Here is a 17,175-nt window from a genome sequence, read left to right as displayed (position 1 = left end):
GCGATCGCCGAGAGCGCGTAACCATCCCGCCTGTAACCTTTTAGGCTAGTGGGGCGGGATTGGAAAGTCAATCAATGCCGAACGGCGTGCGAAGGCGTGGAACGGTTGAAGTCGTCGCGCGCTGCAGGACTGGTCGCTTAAGCGACCAATCCGAGGGAGACTCCATGCCACGGCCCCTGGAGCGGTTAATCCTCAAGCTCCGGCTCAGCGATTGGCGAGCTTGCGGGGGAGTCGTTCAGGGGTTGCGGCTTGGGTTGGTCGTCCGGAATGCGCGGGTCTGCCGTTGGCGCCGGCGTGGGAATCGTGTTGAGGGTAGGCTGGGGGACGGCGTCGGGCAGCAGTACTGGCTGTGGGACGGGCGCCGGTGCGGGCGAAGTCGGCCACTGCTCCCAAGAGCTGGGAGTCGGCGTCGAGGGCGTTGGCGTCGTCTGCGGATCGCCGCCGAAGCCGCGGGCGTCGATGCGGAGCTGCTGGGCCTGATGGCGGAGGCCATCGGCTTGGCGGTAGAGATCGAGCTGCTCCAAACGGTTGGCGGTCGCGTCGAGCTGCGTGGCAGCGTCGCGGAGGGCGCGGATGACGTCCCGCTGCGAGCCCCGCGGGCTACGGTCATTCCGCGACGGCGACGACGGGGCGCCAAAGCCGTCTGAACGGAGCGCAGGGAACTGATCGACCTGCGGCCCGCCGAGTGATTTTTGCAGCTGGCGGATTTCCGGCGGAAGCTCGCCGCTTCCGGGAGTGAGCTTCGATTCAACTCGCGTCCTGCGTTCCAAATCGCTCCAGCGGCGGCTTTCCGCTTGGTCTAGGTAATGCCTGCGCAGTTCAGGGTCGCGGAGAGCTTCAAACCGATCGGCGTGGCGAGCCGCCGCCTCTGCCGAGAAGTCGCGCTGATCGTCGCCCTGCTGCGGGGCCGTCTCGGCCGCCGGGAGGGCAGACGGCCATGCTGAGGCAAGCAGCGCGGCGAACGCGAAGGAACGGCAAAGACGAAGGCAAGTTGAAATACGCATCGATGACACCGCCGGTGGGAGACTGCGGGATGAGATTGTGCTCGCTCGCCGCCGTTTTACCCGACTTGGAGGCGTGAAAGCAAGAAATGCCTTCCGGGGGACTAGCCACGACGACGCGACAAGCACGACGGACGCCCCGGAAAATGCTGAACCGCTGAGAAACGCGGGTGAACACAACTGACTTTTCATCTGCGTCTATCGGCGTTCATCGGCGGTTCCCACATTCTCTTCCTTGGCGCTCTTAGCGTCCTTGGCGGTTCAGCGAAGCTGCCACGCATTCCGCCGTTCCCGAAAGAGCTATCTCGACTATTGGATAATTTAGAAAACTTCTCTCCGCATCGATATTCACTTCGCCGTGGCTATGCAGCAGCGGGCAATTCGGATTATCGAGAGCATTTTGCGCAAGAACATGTTGAACTGCGCCCGCGTAACTCGCTAGCCTGTCTCGCGACACCGAGCTTCGTCGACTCACTGCGATCCGAGGATTCACATGAGTTGCGTGTGCGGTACTCTGCGCTTTTCTTATCGCCGTTTCAGGCGTTGGTGCGAACGCTCGTTCGCGACCGCGGTTTGGAGCATGCTTCTTGCGCTCCTCCCAGGCCATTCTCTCGTTCTCGCTGGGCGGCGAACCGGTCTCCATTCTTTCTCGCCTCTTGAAAGGAGTTCTCTATGTGTATGTGCAATCGTTCGATGAGCCGTCGCGACATGATGCGCGGCGCCGTAACGCTCGGCACGGCGGCGGCGGTCGGCGGCATGGAACTGCTGCGGGCGACGCCCGCGCTGGCGGCCGTTCCAAACCCCAGCATTGCCAGTACGAGCGCATGGGGCGCCCGCGCAGCGAGTTCAGCGGTCAGCGTGCTGAGCTACAAGCCGTCGTACATCGTCATTCACCACACCGCGACCTCGAACACGACCGCCACGACGCAAGCCGCCGCCTACTCGCTCGCGCGTTCAATTCAGAACTATCACATGGATAGCAACGGCTGGATCGATACCGGGCAACAGTTTACCGTGAGCCGCGGCGGCTATGCGATGGAAGGCCGCCATCGCAGTCTCGAGCGGTTGAATCTCGGCACCAGTTTCGTCCGCGGCGCCCATGTCGGCGCGGGCAACGTCAACAACGAGGCCATCGGCATCGAGAACGAAGGGCTCTACACGACGGCGACGCCGCCGACCGCGCTCTACGACAAGCTCGTTAATTTGTGCGCATACATTTGCGACCAATACGGCCTACCGGCAACGCAAATTTTCGGCCACCGCGACTTCATGGCGACCGCCTGCCCGGGGAACATTCTCTACGGCATGCTGCCGGGGCTACGCTCGGATGTGGCGGCTGTGCTCGCGGGCGGAAACTATAGCACGGTAGTCGACAACGCGACTGCCGGACGTTTCACTGCGAGCGCCAACTGGCTCACGTCGAGTTGGTCGAGCCAGAAGAACGGGGCGGACTACCGCTACGCAAATCCTGTCCTCGCCAGCGATACGGCGTGGTTCAAGGTAAATATTCCCAGCGCCGGCAACTACATGGTCGACGTCTGGTATCCGGCGGACCCGGGCTACAACACGTCGACGCCGTACATCGTCGCCACTTCCAGCGGCAATCAGACGGTGGCCGTCAACCAAACGACCAACGGCGGTTCGTGGCGAAACATCGGCACGTTTAACCTCGCCGCGGGCGATTACAACGTCGTCGGCGTCAGCCGCTGGACTTCCGGCACGGGCTACGTGATCGCCGACGCCGTGCGCGTGCGGAATAGTTAGCGATTCCGCCGAGCGGAAAACACGGCATTTAGAACGCTCCGGTCGCGACCGCGGCGACCGGAGCGCGCCGCTATTTCGAGAGCAGCGCGTGCATAACGAACCACTCGCTGCCATCGCCGTACGTGAAGATTTCTCCGCCGGCCATGAGGAACATCCGCCAGCGTTGGAACTGTCGACGAGCGTCGACTGGCGGTTGCGTTTGTTCGAACTCCCTGATGATCTCCTCGCGATTCGCGTCGAGATTGCCCAACCAGGCGCGCCATGTGCGGGCGTAGTGTTGGCCGGCGACTTCCCATTTCTGCTGCAGTTGCAGAGGGCCGTGAATGTGTTCGAACAAATCAGCCGAGGGCATGGCGCCGCCGGTGAAGAAGTGGCGGGCCATCCAATCGTATTGGCCGTCAAGGTTGAAGCGGTAGAACAGCTCGCGGTGGCAGAAGGCGTGCAAAAACAGCTTGCCGTCGGGCCGGAGCCAGCCTGCGAGCCGCGTGAGCAGGCTTTCGACGTTGCGCATGTGTTCGAACATCTCGATCGACACGATGCGATCAAACTGCCATTCAGCGTCCGGCTCCGTCTGCTCGGCAGGCGGCTCTCGATCGAAGTCCGCGATGTTCATCCGCACATGCCGCACGTTCATCAGCCCGCGGGCGAGCGCCTGCTCGGTGATGAACTTGTGCTGCGTACGCGAATTGGAAATGGCGACGACGTCGGCGTTGGGATACCGCTCCGCCATCCAGAACGTCAACGCTCCCCAGCCGCAACCGAGATCAAGGATTCGTTGCCCGTCGGCAATCTCGGCTCGCTTGCAGGTGAGAGCAAGCATCGCCTCTTCCGATTCGAGGAGCGTGCTATCGGGGTTCTCCCAAAGGCCTGCGCTGTATTTTAGCCATGGCCCGAGCATCGTCAGAAATAGCGACGCGGGAGCTTCGTACTGCTGAGCGAGAGCAACCTCGACGCCTTCGGCAATCGGCCCAGAGGCGAACCGCTCGCGCAGGAGTTGCAAGCGACCGGAATGATCGGCTGGGATAGCGGCGCGTTCGCGGGCGAGACGCCGTTCGAGAACTTTGCGAATACCGGCCCGAATGACGGAATCTGGGAGCATCCGTCGCTCGGCTAACTTGATGAGCATACAGGTTCAGGGTGTGAATCAACGGTGGCGGAACCGAAAAACTGCCTCTTTAGTACAAAATGAATACGAGCGTTCGGAACATAGAGTTTTGGATGAACGAGTCAGAAAACGGCCAACCACAGGTCGACAGCCGGCATAATCGCTACCAGCGGAAATGACTGTGGGGGAGCCGCCAACGTCCCCAAGCCATGGCGAATAATTAGCAGAGCAGCCGGCTCCAAAGTCCGCCAGGAATCAGTACGGCAAACCGTCTGCCAGCAGATGCACGAGGCGAGGGAATCTAGCCGGTTTGCCGCGAATGGCACAAGCAGCGGACCCGTGGTAATTACCGCGAGGGTCTACGCCGGATTCTAAGACGACGAATCAGCCAATTCTGCGACAAAGCGTCCGCTCAGACTCCACCCATTTTGTCTAGGAATCCATTCTGCAATTGCCAACGCTCCGCTGCGGCTGCCGACGATTCGCCTCGGGCGTTGAGAGTCTTGCCATGCCGCCAGCGCCGCAAAATGCGACAAGCCGTCGCCTCTCGCTTGGAGAGGCGACGGCTTGAGGTTGTGAGAAACGCTAAAAGCTATCTGAAACGGCAAACGCTACAGCAAGTAATCAGGCAGCGTCGCGTCGACGCCGAACTCGGCGCTGCGCACCGAATCGCTCTCGAGCGGCTCGTACCGCCAACCGTTCGCGCGGCTCGGACGGACGCGAACATAGCGGACGTCGTCATCAAGGATAGCGCTGACTTCGTTCTCAATGAACGGCTCGAAGCGGTAGGGCGAACGGCGGCCGCGGTAGCGACCTTCGACGAGCGCCGGACCTTCGACTGCGTAGCGGCGGCGGGATCGATAGCGGGGCGCATCGAGCGACCAATGCGCGAGGATGTCGCGAATGACGCCCATCGATAGGCCGCCGGTTCGTTCTTGGCAGGCGAACTTCGCATCGCGCCAACGCGATTCGCTGCGGGTGAGTTCGATCGTTTCGTGACCAGCGTCGGTCAGGCGGACGCACGGCACGCCGCCCGCAGTGCGGTCGACTTCCTTTAGCAGGCCGGCATCGATCAGCAGACGCAGGTGGTAACGGATCCGTTCTTCCGCTTCGTGGTTCGGTCCGCTGCGCAGGACGCTCACCGAGCAATCGGCGCCGCGGTTTTCAATTTCCAGCAAGAGTTGCCGGGCCAGGTCGAGGTCTCGCTTCATCACGTCACTCCATTGAGCTTTAAAGCAAGTATGCGGGGGGAGCGCGGCACTCCGGCCGGCGCAAGATCGTGCGAATGTGGCCCAGTTCGGCGGATGGGTCAAGATCGACTTGGCGCGAGGGCGGCGCGACTTATAAGTGCGGCCAACGCTGCCGGTTGCTAGCGTCTCGATCGGCGGCTGCAAAAGCCAAACGCAACACCGAAAACGCCGCCCAACACGGCAGTCGCCGGCTCGGGGACAGTCGCTTGTCCCCCTGCCCCGCCGGCCGACTGGCCGAACTGTTGGCGCCAAATTGCTAAGTCGTCGGCGTCGACGGCCCCATCGCCGTTGCCGTCGGCTGATAGCACGCCACTTGACCCAAACTCACGCTGCCAGAGCAGCAAGTCGGCGCCATCGACGATGCCGTCGTCGTTGAAATCGCCATTCTGCGGAGCAGCGGCATTCCACGGCATCATCGGTAGTTCGTTGAGCGTGATGACGTCTTCGTGTCCGAGCGTTGCTTGAAGTTGTTGAGCCGTGAATGCATTGACGAATGATCCGCTCCAGGGGGAGAAGTAACTCCAATCGATGCCCCACTGGTCCATCACGTCAGGGTTCGGCAACGTGCCGGTCTCCGAGAGGGCGATGAGCTTGCGGCCGTTGTACTCTTGGACAAGGTCGTACCACTGGCCGCTCATGCTCGCCGAGGGATCGGTGTAGATGTCGAGACCGATCATGTCGACGACGTCGTCGCCGGGATACCAGTCGCGAAAGTTTCCCTCCGCAGACGACGAAGTAAATTCCCAAATCAGGTTGTGGAGGCCGTGATACTCAGTGAGCCGATCGTAGGTGAGGTTCCAAAGCTGCTTGAATGTGTCCGGCCCGTGAGCGCCCCACCAGAACCAGCCTCCCTGCGCTTCGTGCAGGGGCCGCCAAATGACCGGGACGCCAGCGTCTTCGAACTTCTGCAACTCAACGGCGATCGCGTCGATGTCGCGGAGCAATAGCTGGTAGTCGTTGCCGGCAGGATTTGCTAACGCGCCCGGTAGATTGAATGTTGTCGCATCGGTGTAGAACCCGCGCCACCATTCTTTGCCGCCCGATTGATTAATGAGGTTGGCCGGCGCGTTCCAATGCCACATCATCGAAACGACGCCGCCCGTTTGCTGAGCCCAAGCAATCGTCTGCTCAGTTTCGTTGCGCGGGTTCGAACCAAACTGCAGGCGTGACGGCGAGTATTCGATGAAGTCCGAGCCGCGGATCGCGGGGACGAGGCCGCCTGACTTGGTGAGATAGCTCTGCCCCGGGAACGACAGGTTCTGGCTCACCTCGTGCTGTTGGCCGGAGAGCGTTTTTTCGCCGTAGATATCGGTGAGATAATTCATCAAAAACTTGGTCCGCGCGTTTGCCTGTTCGTCGACTAGTTGCGGCGAGACGGGCGCGAGCGTCGGCGGCGTGAACGGCCGGAACTCGACGTAGTCGAGATCGTAGTAGCCCCAGCCATACTCAATAGAAAACGTGTTCGTCGGGTTCTGGAGGTTGAACAGGCCGGCGCGATCGGCCTTGAAGACGTTCGACTGATCGAACATGCCGCTCCCGGCTTCGCCGTCGACATGGAAGTCGTAGCCCTTCTGGCCATACTGCGAGCGGTAGCCGACCCACATCTCGTAGAGGCCGTTCGGCACGTCGACCTGCCACGTCACCTTGTCAGACGTGTTGTCGAAGCCCGTGACGTAACCGGTTCCCGAATAGCCTGGAATGCTGCTAACCATCTGCACGCCGGTTCGCTGCGACGATTCCGCCTCGTAGCGATAGTTCTGCGCGTCGAGACGGCCGGAGAGGCAGGTCACTAACGCCAACGCCAACGCTCCGGCAATGATGTTCGCTGTTCGCACGTCGACGCTGCTCGATCTGGGTGGGTAGAGTTACTGCGGGCGAGGGATTTTGATCTCTAAGAAATCGGTGGCCGTTGAGTCGACCTCCAGAGGCGTCGTCTCGACGTCAGTGTACGCGGCGGCGACTAACGGTTTCGCTCCTTTCGCCGGTTTAAGATCGAGGAATACCTTGTGCTTGGCCGGAATCAATCCGTCGCCGAACTTATGGCTGGTCGTTTCGGTAAAGTTGCCGCTGGCGTCGACCATCGCCTTCGCCACGCGTGGATGGGTCTCGGCGTTGATGGCGGCGACTTGCGGCGAGAAGTAAATGGTGAAGCCGCTCGGCGAAATCGGCGTGCCGTCGTCGTAGGTGACTTTTCCCGACGCAGGCTGATAGTCGAACGGGCTAGCCGACCCGCAGCCGATTAGCGCGGTCAATGCTAGCGCCCACCAAGCGTCCCTGGAAATCATGCGTGTCATGCCGTTACTGTGCTGCTCCCACGGTCATCCCATCGCGGGAGACGTTCAACCGTTGCCAAGCAACGAACTTGCTTTCGGAAGTTTTGTTCTCCGTGTCGTCGAACTTGGGGCCAAGGCTCACCTGCACATACTCGATGAAGTCGCTGATGAAGCGAGCGCTGCCGTCAGCCATCGCAACGTGGGCGCCGCCTGGGTGCCGACTGCGAACAACCGACTGGCCGCTATCCGGCACGCTGGCGTCGGGAAGCATGCACTCCATTTTGAGCGTTCCTTCGCCAACCTCTTTGATGATGTCGGCGACGCCCTGCGTGTCGTCTTCGGCGCCGCCGCAAGCGTTCGGCGGGAAGCCAGCGTGTCGGCAGTGGTAGTTTGAGGCGCAGAGTCCCATCGCCCACGTGCCGCGACGATCGCTGGCGCCAAGGCCGACGCGCATCTCAGCGAGCATGATCGTATTGCTCGTACCGTCAGTAATTTGGGCGAGTTTCTGACCTTGATTGATGACGCCGTTGCTGAAGCCGGCCATGCCAATGTTGAAGTCGAAGAAGGGGTCGGTTTGCATGTTGGGCCACATGAACGCATTGGGATACCACTGCATCGCGTTCAGCCCGTAGTTGCCGCGGGCCCAGTTTCCTCCCGAACCTTGAAACGGCTGCCCCTGCCCGCCGTCGCTCGGGCAAAGCATGATGGGAATCTCGGTACCGCGGGCGAGCTTGTTTTCGTCGCTGAACAGCTTGATGTCGTTCGCCGGATCAATGATGAACGACTTGTGCAGCCCCTGCTGTTCCATGTACGGCAGAATGTCGATTGCCCAGTTAAACATCAGCCCGTTGTCGCGGGCGGGATTCGCACTGAGTTCCCCCTTCGGCAGAAACGTCGCCGCCGCGGGCATCCGGCCGCGGACGTCGGCGTAATTCAACACGGCCAACCCCACGTTGCGGAGGTTGTTCGTACATTGGCTGCGCCGCGCCGCTTCGCGCGCCGCCTGCACCGCCGGCAGCAATAGCGCGACGAGCACGCCGATGATCGCGATGACTACCAACAACTCGACAAGCGTGAATCCGCGCCGCCGCGGCGAGCGGTGTTCAAGTTGAATGCTTAACGCCACGTGGCCTCCCCTCTCTCACGTTCCTGCTGAGATTATCCAGACGAGCATTGCGGTGCGCGTTCGCCGCCCCGCAAGCTGTTCCGTTACGAACGCCGCGTCTTGCCACGCAATGCAGCGCCGCCGAGCATAGCAACGGCTCCGAGCAGCGCCGTCGCTGGTTCCGGCACGGCGGCAGCCGTCACCGTCGAACCGGGCGAACCGTACTGGGCCTTCCAAATCGCCAAGTCGAGATTGTTGACGGCGCCGTCGCCGTTGCCGTCGCCCTGCCCGAGCGACGCCCCGCTGCCGGCGCCGAAACCGCGTTGCCAAATCAAAAAGTCGGCGCCGTTGACGATGCCGTCGTCGTTGAAGTCGCCCGTCTCGACGGCTACCGCCTGCTCGCTGATGACGCGCAGCTTGTCGACCGAAATGTTCACGTTGTTGAGGGCGCCTTCGTTCGTGCCGATGCCGACCGCGAGCGAGGTGGCGCCATCGAGCCCGATCTGCCGCAGCGTCCCGTTCGCATCACGGAAATCGTCCATGCTGAATTGAATCGTGATCGTCTTCGATTCGCCGACGCCCAGGTTCTGGATGTCGTTGAACTGCGAGGCAGGCGACTGATAGAAGTGACCGGCGCCGGAGATATGCATGAAGAAGCTGAAGTAGGTCGTCGAGGCGCCGCCGCCGGTGAAGGTAACGTCGGCCTCGACGCGGATCGCCTTCTTAAATGAATCGGCGAGTTGCGTCACCTGCGTCTGGTTGCCGAAAGTGACCTGGCTCCCCCAAGTGAAACCGTTGAGTCCGGTGCCGATGCGAAGTGCCGAGGCGCCGTCGGTGGCGCCGACCGCGGTGATCGAGCGGTTGTGGCCGGGCGCGCCGCTTGCCCCCAAGCCCCAGCCTTCGAGTTGTTCGTTCTCAGGCGTGCCTGGGTTATCGGGCGTCTCCCACGAAAACAGGACATTAGTTTGCGGCGTGTTGTACTCGAGGATGCGGAAGTTGTCGTAGTAGACCTTGGCCGAGCTGCCGAGACCAACCGGGCCGTACTTGTGCCCCAGCTGAAGCTGATAAAAGCTGTTGCTGGGATTCGGATTCACAAAGAAGCTGCGTGGATTGTCGGCCTTGTCGAACGGAATCACGATCGGCATCAACCGGTCGGAGGTCGGAAACCCGCTGCTGTAGCGCGTCGGCAGACCATACTCGCCCCCGGTATCCTGAAAGCCGGGAATCGGCACGGCCGCGCCTGGATCGGGGTCTTGGTTGTAGCGCAGGTCGGAGGCAAAGAGGTCGGCGCCGGCGGGAATCGAGCCGCCGTCGAAATCGAGGTACATGTCGTAAGCAAGCGCGAACTGGCGGTTGGTCGTAACCTGCAACGTCGCCGCCTCCTGCCACTTGGCGAAATTGTTGTTCGTCGCGTCGATCGCCATGTAAATGTGCTGGTCCGGCCGGGTATCGGTCGTACGCGTATCCGTGAATTGAACGCTCAGGCTCGAAGTCCCGTGCGTCGCACCGATCGTCGACTGCGTAAGAATCGCGCCGTTCTGCGGAGCGAAGAAGGCGGGAACGCCGCTCTCGAAGTCCGCTAGTTGATGGAACACGGTTGCTCCATGCGTCGCGGCGGGAAGGAGGCAGGGAGCTGCAGCTGCCAGAAACAGCGTTCGCATTTTCTTCATGGTGAACGTTCCTTACGTCGTTGCGTGAGTTTCGAGCAACCTGCGTTCGAGAAAAGTTTTTATTCGCCGGTTGGCCCAAGAAAACGAGCCAACCGGCGCGATGTTTTAGAAGCCTTGTTCAGAGCAAGGGCTTCGTTAAGCGATCTGGCGACGACGACGAACCACCGTGGCCACGCCAGTTGCCGCGAGCCCGGCAATCAGTACCGAGCTCGGCTCAGGGACGCCAATCGCGGCGCTGGTCACCTTCATGTTGTCGATCGCCCAGTCGGTCGTGCCTCCCCAACCGCCGTTCGACTTGAAACCGATTTGGAAGAACGAACCGGGCCCGACGCCCACCGAAACGAACGGCACGGCCACGTGGACGCGATTTTGGCCAATCGAAGTGAGCGTGACGCCATCGATCGTCGCCTGCGCGCCAAGGATCGGAAACGTGCTCAGCAAATTGCCTTGAATGAACGCGCCGGTGCCGTACTGCGTGTAGCCGCCGGTGGTGCTGTTGAGGAACATGCCGAGCTGGGCAAAGCCGTCAGTCGTCGCGTTCGTGTTGTCCCAGCTGAAATCGAATTCAAGCTTCACATCGGTCGCACCGCCGGCAAAGGCCGTGGCGGCTTGCGACCAGCTCGCAAACGCCGGGCCGGAACCGACCGTCGCGACGCCGACGTCGTTTTTGAAGCCGGAGGTGAGATTATCGAGCAACAGCGACTGGGCGCCGTCGGTCACGCCGAGCGTCGGCGAGTTGGCGAGCGTCGCGTTCGCGGCGGTCCAACCTTCGAGGCCAGCTTCCCACGAGTAAAGCTGCGCACTGCCAGCCAGCGATGTTCCGGCCGGCAACAACGCGACCGCCAGTGCGGCGATCAAGGTCCAACGAGGAATCAATTGCATTAGACTTCTCCCTCTAAATTGAAAAGAGCTCACAAGAAGCGGGATCACGATGAGCGACGGCGCGCGAGAACGACGCTTGCAGCGACGATCGTCGGAAACGCCGTCCACGGACGAAGACGCGATACAAATCGAAAAGGGACGTCGAACGCGCTGAAAGCTGCGAGCTTCGCTAACCGCTGCCGGCAGATTTGCCAGCAGCTACCGACCACGACTTAAGGGATCGAGCGAAGGGCTGCCTGCCGTAACGTTCGAATAGTGAAGAGGTGCCTGGGTCGTTCAAATACTTGAGCAGTTCGCAAGGAAATTAGCTCAAATAGTTGAACGCCGGCATATTACCGCCTTCGTCGCGGCGTGTCTACCAGATTTTACCGACGACCGTGTTTTTTTACCGCGGACGTTTGGGCAGGCCCGATCGCTGGCTCAGCACGCTTCCCATAACGGATTTGCAGCCAAGCAAGCTCCACCTCCGCCTCGGCGGCCAAGCGTAAGAATCTCGCTCCGGCAGGCATCGCCGCTACAGAGAGTTCAAGCCGCGGTAAGTAGCCGTAATCGGCGTCGGCCGGCCCTATCCCGCGAAGTTCGGCGGCGGCTTGAAGCGTCTTGAATTCCACGCCATCGACAGACCATTCCGCCGCTACCGGAGTTGCGGTCGCATCGGCGCCCAACAAGAAGAACTCCGCCTGCCAAGAACTAATTGGCGCATCGACTCGATACGTCACGCGACTGCCGGGCGCGAGCTTTAGTCGCGAGCAGTCTTCGCGGCGCCGCCGCGCGTCGGCGCTCACCGGAACAACCTCGCCGTCGACTTTCGCAATGAGCTTGAGGTCGCGCGCTTCATCGACAAGCGTGCGCTGATTGACGGCCACGGGCCCAACGACGTTTGACGGCGGCGATTCGCCGCCGCTTCCCTTGGCGATCACTCGGTAATAGTAGTTCTGGCCCGGCGAAGCCGAGGCGTCGCTAAACAGCGGCCGGTATTGCACCGCAGTATCGTCCACTCTCTCAGCGATACGCGTCCATGGACCTGCTGAGTTAGTCGCACGTTCAACGACGTTAGTCGCAGCTCCAGCGCTGCCGCGCCACGAGATCGCCGCGACGTCGACGATCGGCAAAAGCACCGGAGCCTCCGGCGCTTCAAACGGAGGGATCGGCAGGCCGCGGATCTCGAACGCTTTTGCTCGCGTCAGTCGTAGTACTTCGCGTTCGTCGTAGTCATCGCCCGTCGGCGAGCCAGGCCAGTGATAAGCCTTATATATCCCCTCCCCTAACGGTTCGAAATGCCAATAGTATCCGCCGTCTCGATGGTGAAACCGCAAGCTCCAGAGCAAGGCCCCGCTCGCGCCGTTCGCGATGATCTCGTCGTAAACAGGCGCGATTTTGTCTGCTGGAATAAAACCGAACTCCCCGACAAAGTATGCCTTACGGCCGCGCGCCTGCTCCCGTGCGGCGCGAATCGGCAGGACGTAGTCGCCGTTGCCGACGTTCGGATAATGGTGCGTCGTGACGACGTCGATGTTGGGATCGGCGAGCGATTCTTCGGGGACGCCGTGGAGCGAATCTCCGTCGATAACGAGATGGTTGCGATCGAGCGACTTGATGAACTTCGCGATCCGCGCCGTCCACTCGGGTGGGGCGTCGAGTTCATTGCCGGTTTCCCAACCGAGAATCGCCGGATCATCGCGGTATGCGACGCCGGTGCGGGAGTTGATGCGGGTGAGAACGTGCCGGATCGTCGCTTCGAAATCGGCGATCACTTGCTCGTCGGTCCAAAATGCTTCAGGAGGCAACCCGCGAAAGGCGGCGTACTCGGCAATGCCTCCCTGCCACTTCCAATTATCAACGAGCGGGATGATCAGCCGCACGCCGTGACGATTCGCCGCTTCGAGGGCGCGGTCAAGCGACTTGAATGCTTCCTCGTTGAATTCACCGGGCCCGCGGAGGTAGACATGATCGCCCATGTCTGAACCGTCGCGGCGGACGCTCAAGACGTAGGTTCGCACGACCGTTCCGCCCAGTTGCCGCACCGAGGCGAGGGCGTCGTTTAATTCAAACTCGTTCGGCCACGCCCAGGCCGTTTCGGCGTCAGGCGCGAAGTTGTCCTCAATCAGCTGCAAATTCGGTATGTTGAACGAGATGAATCGGAATGACTTGTCGCCGTCAAAAAGTTGGTCGCCGCGAGCTGTGATAAAGCCGCTCAGTTCAGCGCTCGCTGCTCCCGCCAGCAGCGAGATCGTCAGAAAGGTCGCGCTCGCGACGAATGCAAATCGCATGGTGTTGAATGCCGCTGGAGTGGTCGCTTGCCTGGTCGGCGACGCTGAATGCTGAGGTCGCTGATGAGTTCTGCTGCCGTCAGAAAATTTTTGTTAAATCAAGACGTGCAGCAGATTGCAATCGTACCGAAGCAGGCTGCCCTTTTCAGCAAGAAAACCGAGAAGAAACCACCGAGCCGGAGCCTGAAGGCTTCGATTTTCGCTCGGAAGTTCGATACCGGTCGCTAACAACTTCTCGATTTTCTCGGGAGCGCCGCCGTGAACCCTCGCATTGAATCAGAGCTTGAACGAGCCCTCGTACGTCTCGCCGCAGGTCCGCGGCTCGCGGTCATCGGCAGCACGGAGTTCTGGGATGCCGGCAGCCCTGCGCTGTGCGAGGCAATCGCGGGCGAACTGGCCGCGATCGAACCATTGGTCGCCCTGACCGGCGGCATGAATGGCGTGGGGCAAACATTCGCCGAAGCGTACGAGACGGCTCGAAAAGCAAATGGGCTGCCCGTGAATCTCTACCATCTGCTTCCGCACGGCACGTTACTCCAAAGGTCTGGCACGACGCTCGGAGCCGGCGAAGATTTCAACCAGCGTCGCGAAGTCCTCGGGCGCGCGGCGCAGATCTACTTGGTGATCGAAGGAGGGCCGGGAACGGAGCACGAAGCAGCCGTCGCCACCGCGCACGGCGCGGCGTTGATTCCCGTAGGTCGAAGCGGCGGCGCCGCCGGCGATATTTATCCGTTACTCGAGCCGTTGCCTGAAGCCGCACCAGACGATTGGCGTCTCCTGGGCGAGCGCGACGTTCTGTACACCTCTACGGCGGCAGCCGTGGGGCGCATCGTCCGGACTCTGCTGCAGCGCCGCTCCTAAGCCGAAAGCGCTCACAACGTTCCTTCAGCATGCGGCCCCTTAGCACGCGGCGTTGCCTCTCAACTCGCAATGCACAAACCCGCCTTGCGGGCTACGTCGCCTCCTCGCTCCACGGGTTTTGCGAGTTCTGCACGTGGCCTTCCGCCAGCCGCTGGGGCAACGTCCCGCAGCTAAAGCGAGAGTCCTAAAGACGCACATCTCCGCACGGCGGATTTGACCTGCTTCATGCAGACGCAACCTAGTCTTTGCGGACTGCCGTAGAGTCGAACGGGTAGTCCGTAGCAGGGCGAATTCGGTTTCGCCAATTGTACGGACGTCGAACGCGACAACGTCGACTCCGGTCAACCAGGGGAATGGTGAAATGCGACAAGAACTAGACAGTGGGGGAGGAGACAAGGCGTCGGAGAACGGCCAGTTCCTGACGTTCACCCTGCAGAACGAAGAATACGGAATCGAGATTCTTCGCGTGCAGGAGATCAAAGGATTTTCGAAGATCACGCCGATTCCGAACGCTCCGTCGTTCGTGCGCGGCGTGATGAATCTCCGCGGCACGGTAGTGCCGATCATCGATCTTCGCGCTCGGTTCGCGATGACCGAGAAGGAATACGACCAGTTCACCTGCATCATCGTAGTGAACGTCGGCAATCGGGTGGTGGGTCTCGTCGTCGACACCGTGTCGGACGTGCTCAACATTCCGAACGATTCGATCGCCGATCCGCCGGAACTAGCGACTTCCGGTGATTCGTCCTGCATCACCGGCATGGGGAAGTTGGGCGAGCGGATCGTCATGCTGCTCGATACTGGACGGTTGGTCGGCGTCGAAGCGCTGATCGAAGCCGAAACGACGGCGGCCTAGTCGTCCTGCCGTTGAGATCTTTCTACGACTTGTTCCTATCTATTTTCAAGACGCCTAAACCGGCGTCGTGGGGGAGAATTTACTATGGCTTGGTTTACTCGTTTGAGCGTTGGAGCGAAGTTGTTCGCCGCGTTCATGTCTCTGCTGTTGCTGATGGGCATCATGGGCACGATCGCCATCATGAAAATGGCTTCGTTGAATTCCAGCGTCGTCGAACTGAACGACAACTGGATTCCCGCTCGTGCTGAAACGAACGTCATGAATACGAACGCCTCGGATCACCGCGTGCAGACCTACAAGCTGTACACGGTCACCACTCCGGAAGATCGCGCTGCGTGCAAGAAATCGCTTGCAGATTTCACGACGAAGATCCAAGCCAACTACGATGCGTTGGTGAAGCTCTGCGCGTCTCCCGAAGAGAAGCAGGTGCTCGACGAGCTCAAGGGCAAGATGAACACCTACTTCGCCCAGACCGACGCGCTAATCAAGCTGGTCGACGAAGACAAACGCGATGAAGCGAACAAAATTTTGTTGGGTCCGCTCTTTGAGTCGCGCGAAGCGTTGAGCGCTTCGATCGGCAAAGAGTTGGAAATCAACCGCACCGGGTGCAACGCTGAAGCTGCCACGGCACTGGTCGCTTACTCGACCGGCCGCTTGGTCACGCTGTCAGTCCTCGGCATCAACGTCCTGCTCGGCCTCGGTATGGCGGCATGGATCTCGCGTTGGTTCACCCGTGCGGTCGTCGAGGTCGACGACATTTCGAACAGCGTCGCCTCCGCCTCGCAGCAACTGGCCGCCGCAAGCGAGCAGCTGAGCTCGGGCGCCCAGCAATCGGCTTCGAGCCTCGAGGAAACCGCCTCGTCGCTGGAAGAGATCACCGCGACGGTTCGTCAAAACGCCGACAACGCCGATCAAGCCAACCAGCTGGCGAACAGCTCGCGTGAAACGGCCGAAAAGGGTGGCGCCGTGGTGGCCCAAGCAGTCGACGCGATGGGCGAGATCAACCGCTCGAGCCGTAAGATCGCCGACATCATCACGACGATCGACGAGATCGCGTTCCAAACGAACCTGCTCGCCTTGAACGCCGCGGTCGAAGCCGCTCGTGCCGGCGAACAAGGTCGTGGCTTCGCGGTCGTCGCCGGTGAAGTTCGCAACTTGGCTCAACGTAGTGCGACTGCCGCTCGCGAGATCAAGGGTCTCATCGAAGACTCGGTGCAAAAGGTTGAGACCGGTTCGGAACTCGTCAACAAGTCGGGCGAGACCTTGGGCATGATCGTCACGAGCGTGAAGCGCGTGACCGACATCGTCGCCGAGATTGCCGCTGCCAGCCGTGAGCAAACGGTCGGCATCGAGCAGATCAACAAGGCGGTCGCTCAGATGGACCAGGTGACGCAGTCGAACGCTTCGCAAACCGAAGAGATGAGCGGCACGGCCGTGGCCCTCTCCGGCCAAGCCGAGCAGCTGCAGTCGGTCGTGGCTCAGTTCAACCTGAACCGCGAAGCGAAGCAGACGGCAAAGAAGTCGAGCCATGCCCCGCAGGCGACGGCTCAGGCCTACTCGACGCCGAGCAAGCCGGCCAAGCGGACTGCCGCGAAGCCAGCGAGCCGCCGCGTCGAGGAACTCGAACTGGTCGGCGCCGGCGCCGGTCACGACGGGTTCGAGGAATTCTGAGCTTAACAGCCTAGAAACCTACTGCTGAAGCAAACGGCCCTCGGGGCGACTGCGGTCGCTCCGAGGGTTTTCGCGTTAACCCGTAGCCAGGTCTTTCCAGTTTGTAATATCCAAGAGGATGATTGACTCGTAAATGCTGATGGAGAGCCGAAGTGACCAGCGAACTAGTCACGAGAATTAGCTCTCCGACGAGAGTCGAATCAATAGTGCCCGAGGAACCCGCGCCATGCCCCAGCCTCTTGCTCCTGAAGTCGCTGCCGCCGTGGCGCGGGCCGTACAAGATCTCCGGTTCCTAGCCCGTACGTTGGCGGCTGCGGGGCAGCATGCCGCAGCGCTACGTTTGCTGGGAATGGAGGCGTCGGTGGAAGCCGACGTGCGAGAGAAGCTGGAAGCGGCGTCGACGATGGCGCCGCCTGTCGAACGGATTCAGCATCGCCAAGCGTGTTAGGCCATCTCCGAGCGGCCTG

At 61.1% G+C, this 17,175-nt stretch carries 15 protein-coding genes; 6 read left to right on the top strand and 9 right to left on the bottom strand.

What is annotated here, in order from left to right; all coding sequences use genetic code 11:
* Window positions 1-185: 185 nt before the first annotated feature.
* Window positions 186-1,004, bottom strand: coding sequence for a hypothetical protein (locus PLANPX_RS07825; RefSeq protein ID WP_152098189.1), 819 nt, complete (start codon window positions 1,002-1,004; stop codon window positions 186-188).
* 669 nt (window positions 1,005-1,673) lie between these two features.
* Here PLANPX_RS07825 and PLANPX_RS07820 point away from each other — a divergent pair.
* Window positions 1,674-2,765, top strand: coding sequence for an N-acetylmuramoyl-L-alanine amidase (locus PLANPX_RS07820; RefSeq protein WP_198421856.1), 1,092 nt, complete (start codon window positions 1,674-1,676; stop codon window positions 2,763-2,765).
* Between the two features lie 70 nt (window positions 2,766-2,835).
* Here PLANPX_RS07820 and PLANPX_RS07815 read toward each other — a convergent pair whose 3' ends face one another.
* The 8 genes from PLANPX_RS07815 to PLANPX_RS07780 all read right to left on the bottom strand — a co-directional run bounded on the left by PLANPX_RS07815 (window position 2,836) and on the right by PLANPX_RS07780 (window position 13,320).
* Window positions 2,836-3,891: an SAM-dependent methyltransferase gene (locus tag PLANPX_RS07815; RefSeq protein WP_152098188.1), complete on the bottom strand. Its 1,056-nt coding sequence runs from the start codon at window positions 3,889-3,891 to the stop codon at window positions 2,836-2,838.
* A gap of 590 nt (window positions 3,892-4,481) precedes the next feature.
* Window positions 4,482-5,081, bottom strand: a complete 600-nt coding sequence (locus tag PLANPX_RS07810; protein ID WP_152098187.1) for a DUF2513 domain-containing protein — start codon at window positions 5,079-5,081, stop codon at window positions 4,482-4,484.
* Window positions 5,082-5,239: 158 nt separating this feature from the next.
* On the bottom strand, window positions 5,240-6,955 hold the full coding sequence (locus PLANPX_RS07805) for a glycosyl hydrolase (RefSeq protein WP_152098186.1): 1,716 nt from the start codon (window positions 6,953-6,955) through the stop codon (window positions 5,240-5,242).
* A gap of 30 nt (window positions 6,956-6,985) precedes the next feature.
* Window positions 6,986-7,414: a hypothetical protein gene (locus PLANPX_RS07800; RefSeq protein WP_172991927.1), complete on the bottom strand. Its 429-nt coding sequence runs from the start codon at window positions 7,412-7,414 to the stop codon at window positions 6,986-6,988.
* Between the two features lie 4 nt (window positions 7,415-7,418).
* Window positions 7,419-8,519: a DUF1559 domain-containing protein gene (locus tag PLANPX_RS07795; protein ID WP_152101814.1), complete on the bottom strand. Its 1,101-nt coding sequence runs from the start codon at window positions 8,517-8,519 to the stop codon at window positions 7,419-7,421.
* Between the two features lie 83 nt (window positions 8,520-8,602).
* Window positions 8,603-10,168: a dockerin type I repeat-containing protein gene (locus tag PLANPX_RS07790; RefSeq protein WP_152098184.1), complete on the bottom strand. Its 1,566-nt coding sequence runs from the start codon at window positions 10,166-10,168 to the stop codon at window positions 8,603-8,605.
* A 135-nt stretch (window positions 10,169-10,303) separates the two neighbouring features.
* Window positions 10,304-11,050, bottom strand: coding sequence for a PEP-CTERM sorting domain-containing protein (locus PLANPX_RS07785; RefSeq protein ID WP_152098183.1), 747 nt, complete (start codon window positions 11,048-11,050; stop codon window positions 10,304-10,306).
* A 365-nt stretch (window positions 11,051-11,415) separates the two neighbouring features.
* On the bottom strand, window positions 11,416-13,320 hold the full coding sequence (locus PLANPX_RS07780) for a cellulase family glycosylhydrolase (RefSeq protein ID WP_152098182.1): 1,905 nt from the start codon (window positions 13,318-13,320) through the stop codon (window positions 11,416-11,418).
* A 63-nt stretch (window positions 13,321-13,383) separates the two neighbouring features.
* Here PLANPX_RS07780 and PLANPX_RS27225 point away from each other — a divergent pair, with 63 nt between their 5' ends.
* The 5 genes from PLANPX_RS27225 to PLANPX_RS07760 all read left to right on the top strand — a co-directional run bounded on the left by PLANPX_RS27225 (window position 13,384) and on the right by PLANPX_RS07760 (window position 17,156).
* Entirely contained in the window at window positions 13,384-13,548 is a 165-nt protein-coding gene (locus PLANPX_RS27225; RefSeq protein WP_172991926.1) for a hypothetical protein, read from the top strand.
* A gap of 30 nt (window positions 13,549-13,578) precedes the next feature.
* Window positions 13,579-14,181 (top strand): hypothetical protein, encoded by a 603-nt coding sequence (locus tag PLANPX_RS07775; protein ID WP_152098181.1) that lies wholly within the window; start codon window positions 13,579-13,581, stop codon window positions 14,179-14,181.
* Between the two features lie 361 nt (window positions 14,182-14,542).
* On the top strand, window positions 14,543-15,037 hold the full coding sequence (locus PLANPX_RS07770; RefSeq protein WP_152098180.1) for a chemotaxis protein CheW: 495 nt from the start codon (window positions 14,543-14,545) through the stop codon (window positions 15,035-15,037).
* An 84-nt stretch (window positions 15,038-15,121) separates the two neighbouring features.
* Window positions 15,122-16,708 (top strand): methyl-accepting chemotaxis protein, encoded by a 1,587-nt coding sequence (locus PLANPX_RS07765; RefSeq protein WP_152098179.1) that lies wholly within the window; start codon window positions 15,122-15,124, stop codon window positions 16,706-16,708.
* Between the two features lie 226 nt (window positions 16,709-16,934).
* Window positions 16,935-17,156 (top strand): hypothetical protein, encoded by a 222-nt coding sequence (locus PLANPX_RS07760; protein ID WP_152098178.1) that lies wholly within the window; start codon window positions 16,935-16,937, stop codon window positions 17,154-17,156.
* Window positions 17,157-17,175 lie beyond the last annotated feature (19 nt).

The sequence above is a fragment of the Lacipirellula parvula genome, from assembly GCF_009177095.1.
GTDB classification, from domain to species: domain Bacteria; phylum Planctomycetota; class Planctomycetia; order Pirellulales; family Lacipirellulaceae; genus Lacipirellula; species Lacipirellula parvula.
This window is presented reverse-complemented; position numbering and strand designations above follow the sequence as displayed.